Here is a 7,485-nt window from a genome sequence, read left to right as displayed (position 1 = left end):
GGGCCGGGTTCCGACCCGGCCCCGGCGCCAGTGAGCGGAGCCTGCGGAGCGAACCATTCGACACTCCTGCGTCTTCGAGGAACGAGAAGGCGCAGGCTTGGCGGAGCCTGCGGAGCGAACCGTCAAGTGCTCCTGGGTCTTCGGGGTACGAGAAGGCGCAGGCTTGGCGGAGCCCGCCGTGCGAACCATCAAGCACCGCCCTGTCGCCGATGGACTAGGCGACAGGGTTTTCGCATGCCTTGAACGCGGGGCGAGGGCGTACTGAATCGAGACCGGCACGCGCCCGGAATGTCTGTACAGCTTGTTTCGGCGCAGTTACCATCCGATCTGGGAGCGCTCCCAGAAGAGGCGGCTGCCAGCTGCCGACGATGAGGTCGAGAGGACGATTTCCCAGATGAGGACCCTGCCAAGATCATCAGAGTTCAGCAGACGACGAGGTCGCGCCCTTGCGGCTGCGGGCGTATCGGTTGTGCTGGCAGTAGCCACGGTCACCCTCGCAACGAACAGCACCGCGGGTGCCGCACCCGGGTGCCGGGTCGACTACGGGTCATCCAACTGGGGCGGGGGTGGCGGCTTCACGGCCAACCTCCGCGTCACGAACCTGGGTGACCCGATCACCAACGGCTGGACGCTGGCGTTCAGCTTCCCGTCCGGGCAGCGGGTGAGCCAGGGCTGGAACGCCAACTGGACCCAGGCGTCCGGCAGCGCCAACGTCACCGCCACCAGCCTGGACTGGAACCGCACCCTGGCCACCGGCCAGGCGACCGACATCGGCTTCAACGGGACGTTCACCGCCACCAACACCGCGCCGTCCTCGTTCACCCTCAACGGCACGGTGTGCACCGGTCAACCCCCGGGCTCGACCACCACGACGACGACCACGACCACGTCGACCACGACGACCACCTCCAACCCGCCGAACCCGGGCAACCGGGTGGACAACCCGTACGTGGGCGCGACGGTGTACGTGAACCCCGACTGGTCGGCGCGGGCCGCGGCGGAGCCGGGTGGCAGCCGGATCGCCAACCAGCCGACCGGCGTGTGGATGGACCGGATCGCGGCGATCAACGGCACGACGGGCGCGCGCGGCCTTGCCAGCCATCTCGACGAGGCCGTCCGGCAGGACGCGGCCAACGGCGCGTCGGCGCTGGTGTTCCAGGTCGTGATCTACAACCTGCCCGGCCGGGACTGCTCGGCGCTGGCCTCCAACGGTGAGCTCGGGCCGACCGAGATCGACCGCTACCGCACCCAGTACATCAACCCGATCAGGGACATCCTGGCCAGGCCGGCGTACGCCAACCTGCGGATCGTGACGATCATCGAGATCGACTCGCTGCCGAACCTGATCACCAACGCGGGCGGCCGGCCGACCGCGACGCCGGAGTGTGAGGTGATGCGGTCCAACGGCAACTACGTGACCGGTGTGGCGTACGCGCTCGGCACGCTCGGCGCGGTGCCGAACGTCTACAACTACGTCGACGCCGGTCACCACGGCTGGCTCGGCTGGGACGACAATTTCCTGGCGACCATCCAGCTGATGTGCCAGACCGCCCGCACCGCCCCGGCGAGCCCGTCGAACGTGCAGGGCTTCATCGTCAACACGGCCAACTACAGTGCCCTGCAGGAGCCGTTCTTCACCGCCAACACCGTGGTGGGTGGCCGGGTGCTGCGCGAGGTGGCCGGCGGCTGGGTCGACTGGAACCGCTACGTCGACGAGCTGACCTTCGCGCGGGACTGGCGGTCGCGGGCCGACCAGGAGTGCTTCGACTCCAACATCGGCATGCTGATCGACACCTCGCGCAACGGTTGGGGCGGCGCGGCCCGGCCCACCCAGGCGAGCACGTCGACCGACCCGGTCACGTTCATGAACGAGTCGCGGATCGACCGTCGCATCCACCTCGGCAACTGGTGCAACCAGAGCGGCGCCGGGCTGGGCGAGCGGCCGCGGCCGGCTCCGTCCGCCGGGATCGACGCGTACGTGTGGATCAAGCCGCCGGGCGAGTCGGACGGCTCCAGCACGGAGATCCCGAACGACGAGGGCAAGGGCTTCGACCGGATGTGCGACCCGACCTACACGGGTAACCCGCGCAACAACAACAACATGTCCGGGGCGCTGCCGAACGCGCCGCTGTCGGGCCACTGGTTCCCGCAGCAGTTCGCGCAGCTGATGCAGAACGCCTTCCCGCCGCTGTAAGGAAATTCGCCGCCGCACCCAAGGCCGCCTTCGCTCCGTTCACCCGAGCGAAGGCGGCCTTCGGGCCGCCCTCCTCCGGGCGGGTTGGCCTCTCACGGCCCCCACCCTCGCCACGCGCCAACACGCGACGCCATGGGTCCAGCCACGCAACCGCCAACATGGCAACGTCCGGGGCCAACACGCCGGCGCCATCCGCCAACACCCCCGGCGCCAGGTGCCAACGCCGACGCCAGGCGCCAATTCGCCGACGCCAGGCGCCAACATGCCGCGCCACGGGCCAACATGCCAACGCACGGCGCCCAACACAGCCATGCCACCCCGCCGCCACGGCCGGCCAACACCCCGAGGGCCATGCGGCGACATGCCGACGCCACGGGTCTCCAGCCAGGCCACCCGCCAACGTGGCGACGCCACCGCCAAGCTGCCAGGCCACCCGCCAACCTGCCGGCGCCACCCGCCAACATGGCGACGCCACGGGTTTCCGGCCACGCCATCCGCAACATGCCAACGCCAGGCGCGCCAACATGCCGACGCCACGGATCCCAGCCACGCCACCCGGCAACATGGCGACGCCAGGCGCCAATGCGCCAGCGCCGCGGGCCAACATGCCGGCATCAGGGACCACCAGCCACGCCACGGGCCAACGGCGATGCCGCGACCCCAACACCCGCGCACCTGCCTACATGCCGGCGACACCCGCCAAACGTGCCGGGTAGGCGAAGGCCGCCTTCGTTGGGAAGGCGGCCTTCGGGTGAAGCGGATCAGCCGTGGTGGTGGGTGTGCGTGGTGTCGTGCCCCGCGGCGGTGTGTTGGAGCAGGGTGGGCAGGGTCCGCAGAGTGTTGATCACGGAGGTGAGGAAGGTGGAGTCGGCCGTGGTGGCGGTGGCCGCCGGGGCCGAGGGTGGCTGGCAGGCGGTGATGTCGGTCGGCGGGTTGTTGGTGCCGGTATGGCTCCCGTTGAACCCGAACGACACCGTCTGACCGGGGTTGATCCGGAGGTTCCAGCTCATGTTGATCGCGGTGACATCAGCCCCGTTCTGCCTGATGTCGGCGTTCCAGCCCTGGGTCACCTGCTGGCCGTTCGGGAACGACCAGCGCACGGTCCAGCCGAAGACCGGGTTGTCCCCGACGTTGGTGACCCGCACCTCGGCGCTGAACCCGTTGCCCCACGTCGTGCCGGGTACGTACTGCACCTCGCACTCCGCGGGCGGCGGCGGTGGCGGAGGCGGCGGGGGTGGCGGCGCGTCGTTGCTGATCCACATGTCCATGCAGTTGTAGAACGCCTCGGGGCTGTCGTTGCGCTGCCAGATCGTGTAGAAGATGTGCCGCCCGCTCTTGTTGGCGGGCACGGTGGCCGGCCAGGTCCACTCGGCGCCGTCCGGGCCGGACCCGTTCAGCGGCGGGTTGGTCACCTCGTTGAACGGCACGGGCTCGAGGTCCGCCCAGCGCAGCGGCTGGGTCGGGTCGAAGCCGTCCCTGGTGACGTAGGTGGACCAGGTTCCCGGGTGCGGCGCCCAGGCGTTGAACCGCATGGTGATCTGCTGCCCCGGCCGCACCTGGTTGAGCGGCCAGTCCGCGCGCGCGGCCCGGAACTGGGCGAACTGCTCGCCGGGACCGCACAGGTTCCCGTCCGGGATGATCTCCCGGTGCCGGCCGCCGGCGTTGCTGATCAGGTTGCCGAACCAGTTCCAGAACGGGTAGTTGGGGCCGTTGCGCCAGGCGGCCGCGCAGGCCGGGTTCTGGGGGTTGAGGTCGCCGTTGCCGTTGGTGCGGCCATCGACGAAGCAGGCGTAGGTCCGGGACAGCGGAAACGTGTTCGAACCGTGTGCCTGTGCCGCCGGACCAGGCACTACCACCAGCAGGGAGGTGGCTAGGGCGACGACGACGCCGCCGGCCCGCGCCTTGTGGAGTGCTCTCATGTGGCCCACCGTCTCCTTTCAGTTACGGGTAGCGATTGGGAGCGCTCCCAGAATCAAACCGTTACAGCCGTGTGTCAATATCGATCTCCGGAGCCCGCCCGAGCGGGCCCGAAGTAGTCGATCTGGGACTGTTGAAACATTGACACCTGTAGTGATCACCTGGTAACAAATGGTTTACTGGAATCTGGGAGCGCTCCCAGAGTCCAGCGCCAACCCTGTGCGGCCACTTGGCCGCGGCGAGAACCACCTGGAGAACCACATGCGACGACCCCATCGGCTGGGAGCGCTCCCAAGCGTCGCCCTGGCCCTGCTGCTCGTGGCGACGCCCGTGGCGGCCTCGTCGGAGATCTCCCCGCAGGCGGTGGCCTGCTCGGTCAACTACGGCGCCAGCAACTGGGGCGGGGGTGGCGGCTTCACGGCCAACCTCCGCATCACCAACCTAGGCGACACGCTCAACGGCTGGACGCTCACCTTCACCTTCCCCGGAACCCAGCGGGTGTCCCAGGGCTGGAACGCCACCTGGACCCAGGCGGCCGGCAGCGCGAATGTCTCCGCCACCAACCTTGACTGGAACCGCACCCTCACGGCCGGGCAGGCCACCGATATCGGCTTCAACGGCACCTTTACCGGCACGAACACCGCGCCGACCAGCTTCGCGATCAACGGCGTCACCTGCAACGGCGCCAACTCGGCCCCGACCGCCACGCTCACCGCGCCGGCGACCGGGTCCACCTTCACCGCCGGCTCGGACATCGCGCTGGCCGCGACGGCGGCCGACTCCGACGGCACCGTGGCGCGGGTCGAGTTCTTCGCCGGCAACACCCTGATCGGCTCGGACACCTCCAGCCCGTACGGCCTGACCTGGAACGACGTCCCGGCCGGCAACTACGTCCTGGTGGCGAGGGCGATCGACAACGCGGGCGCGGTCGGCAACTCCGCCCCCGTCGACATCACCGTCACACCGGACACCGGCCCGTCCATCGTCGCCGCCCCGTCGGCGATCAACGTGCCGGAGAACGGCACGGCGAACGTGTCGCTGCGGCTGGACCGGCAGCCGGCCGGCAACGTCACGGTGACCACCGCGCGGACCTCCGGGGACACGAACCTGACCGTGTCCGCCGGCGCCACCCGCACCTTCACCCCGGACAACTGGAACACCGCGCAGACGGTCACCCTGGCCGCGGCGGAGGACGCCGACAGCGCCAACGGCGTGGCCACCTTCACCGCAAGCGCCACCGGCCAGGGCTCGGCGACGATCACGGCCACCGAGGCGGACAACGACCTGTCGACCTACGCCCAGCGGTTCATGCAGCAGTACAACAAGATCATGGACCCGGCCAACGGCTACTTCAGCAGCCACAACCCGAAGATCCCGTACCACTCGGTCGAGACGCTGATCGTGGAGGCGCCGGACTACGGACATGTGACGACCTCCGAGGCGTACAGCTTCTGGATCTGGCTGGAGGCCGAGTACGGGCAGGCGACGCAGGACTGGACCCGGTTCAACACGGCGTGGCAGTCGATGGAGACGCACATCATCCCGACCGCCGCCGACCAGCCGAGCAACGCCGCGTACAACCCGAATGACACCGCGACGTACGCGCCCGAGCAGGATCTGCCCAGCCAGTATCCGGTGCCGCTGGACGCCAACGTGCAGACCGGCCCCGACCCGCTGGCCAACGAGCTGCAGAGCACGTACGGCACCCGGGACGTCTACGGCATGCACTGGCTGCTCGACGTGGACAACCGGTACGGCTACGGCCGGCGCGGCAACCGCACCGGCAGCCCGGCCTACATCAACACCTTCCAGCGCGGGCCGCAGGAGTCGGTGTGGGAGACCGTGCCGCACCCGTCGTGGGAGCCGTTCAACAGCGGCCAGGGCGGGCCGAACGGATTCCTGCCGCTGTTCATTCAGGACTCCCAGTACGCCCGGCAATGGCGCTACACCAACGCGCCGGACGCCGACGCGCGCGCCGTGCAGGCGGCCTACTGGGCCAACGTCTGGGCTACCCAGCAGGGCCGGCAGGCCGACGTCGCCGCCACCGTGGCCAAGGCCGCCAAACTGGGCGACTTCCTGCGGTATGCCTTCTACGACAAGTACTTCAAGCAGGTCGGCAACTGTGTCGGGCCGACGACCTGCCCGGCGGGCAGTGGCAAGAACAGCTCGACCGGCCTGCTGACGTGGTACTACGCGTGGGGCGGCGCGACCGACGGCTCGTGGGCCTGGCGCATCGGGTCCGGCCAGGCGCACTTCGGCTACCAGAACCCGATGGCCGCCCATGTCCTGGCGAACGTGGCCGCGCTCCGGCCGCAGTCGCCCACCGCGGCCGCGGACTGGGCCGGCAGTCTGCAGCGGCAGTTGGAGTTCTACCGGTGGCTGCAGTCCAACGAGGGCGCCATCGCCGGTGGCGCGTCCAACAGCTGGGCCGGCCGCTACGCGCAGCCGCCAGCGGGAACCCCGACCTTCTACGGGATGTTCTACGACTTCCAGCCGGTCTACCACGACCCGCCGAGCAACCAGTGGTTCGGTTTCCAGGCGTGGTCGATGGAGCGGGTCGCGGAGTACTACAACGTGACCGGCAACGCGCTGGCCAAGACCGTGCTGGACAAGTGGACCGCCTGGGCGCGCGCCAACACCACGGTGAACGTGGCGGCGGGCACCTGGTCCATCCCGAACGAGATGTCGTGGTCCGGTGCGCCCGACACGTGGAACCCGACCAGTCCTGGCGCCAACGCCGGCCTGCACGTCACGATCATGAACCGCGGCAACGACGTCGGCGTGACCGCGGCGTACGCCAGAACCCTCGCGTACTACGCGGCCCGCTCCGGCGACACCGCGTCGCGCGACATGGCGAAGAACCTGCTCGATGCCATGTGGGCAACGACGAACCAGGACACCAGGGGTGTCTCGGTGGCCGAGACCCGGTCGGACTACAACCGGTTCGACGATCCCGTCTTCGTTCCGTCCGGCTTCACCGGGACGATGGCGAACGGCGACGCGGTCAACTCCAGCTCGACGTTCATCGGGATCCGGTCCTGGTACCGCGACGACCCGGCGTGGCCGCAGGTTCAGTCCTACCTCAACGGTGGTGCGGTTCCGAGCTTCCGTTACCACCGGTTCTGGGCACAGGCGGACGTCGCGATGGCCATGGCGGACTTCGGTCGGCTGTTCCCCTGATGCCGGTGGCGGGGCCCACGCCGGGGCGTGGCGCGGGCCCCGCCACCCACCCTCCCCGGACAGGGGTCCGGGGCTGAGCCTCGGTGAGGGTCTGGGGACTTGCCCCCAGTAAGGAGGGACGCAACGATGCGTGCTCGAGCGATCCTGGCCGCCGCTGGTCTGGCCCTGGGGACCGTGCTCGCCGCGCCGGCGGC

The 7,485-nt window shown here is 69.5% G+C and carries 3 protein-coding genes; 2 read left to right on the top strand and 1 reads right to left on the bottom strand.

From position 1 onward, the window contains the following. Positions 1 to 469 precede the first annotated feature (469 nt). The gene (locus VGX25_RS01650) at positions 470 to 2,194 is read left to right on the top strand and encodes a glycoside hydrolase family 6 protein (protein WP_326915701.1); all 1,725 of its coding nucleotides are present in this window, start codon (positions 470 to 472) and stop codon (positions 2,192 to 2,194) included. Between the two features lie 761 nt (positions 2,195 to 2,955). On the opposite strand, the gene VGX25_RS01645 is transcribed toward VGX25_RS01650, so the two are convergent. After that, positions 2,956 to 4,113 (bottom strand): lytic polysaccharide monooxygenase, encoded by a 1,158-nt coding sequence (locus VGX25_RS01645; protein ID WP_326915700.1) that lies wholly within the window; start codon positions 4,111 to 4,113, stop codon positions 2,956 to 2,958. A gap of 259 nt (positions 4,114 to 4,372) precedes the next feature. On the opposite strand from VGX25_RS01645, the gene VGX25_RS01640 reads away from it, so the two are divergent. Then, positions 4,373 to 7,291 (top strand): glycoside hydrolase family 48 protein, encoded by a 2,919-nt coding sequence (locus VGX25_RS01640; protein WP_326915699.1) that lies wholly within the window; start codon positions 4,373 to 4,375, stop codon positions 7,289 to 7,291. Positions 7,292 to 7,485: the final 194 nt, after the last annotated feature.

The organism is Actinophytocola sp. (assembly GCF_035942955.1).
In the GTDB taxonomy this organism is placed as follows: domain Bacteria; phylum Actinomycetota; class Actinomycetes; order Mycobacteriales; family Pseudonocardiaceae; genus DASYTH01.
The sequence above is the reverse complement of the archived record's forward strand: the minus strand, read 5'-3'. Positions and strand labels throughout refer to the sequence as shown.

Bases quoted from the DNA above. Each gene is read 5' to 3' on its own strand.
- VGX25_RS01645 (WP_326915700.1), bottom strand. From the start codon at position 4,113: ATGAGAGCACTCCACAAGGCGCGGGCCGGCGGCGTCGTCGTCGCCCTA.
- VGX25_RS01640 (WP_326915699.1), top strand. From the start codon at position 4,373: ATGCGACGACCCCATCGGCTGGGAGCGCTCCCAAGCGTCGCCCTGGCC.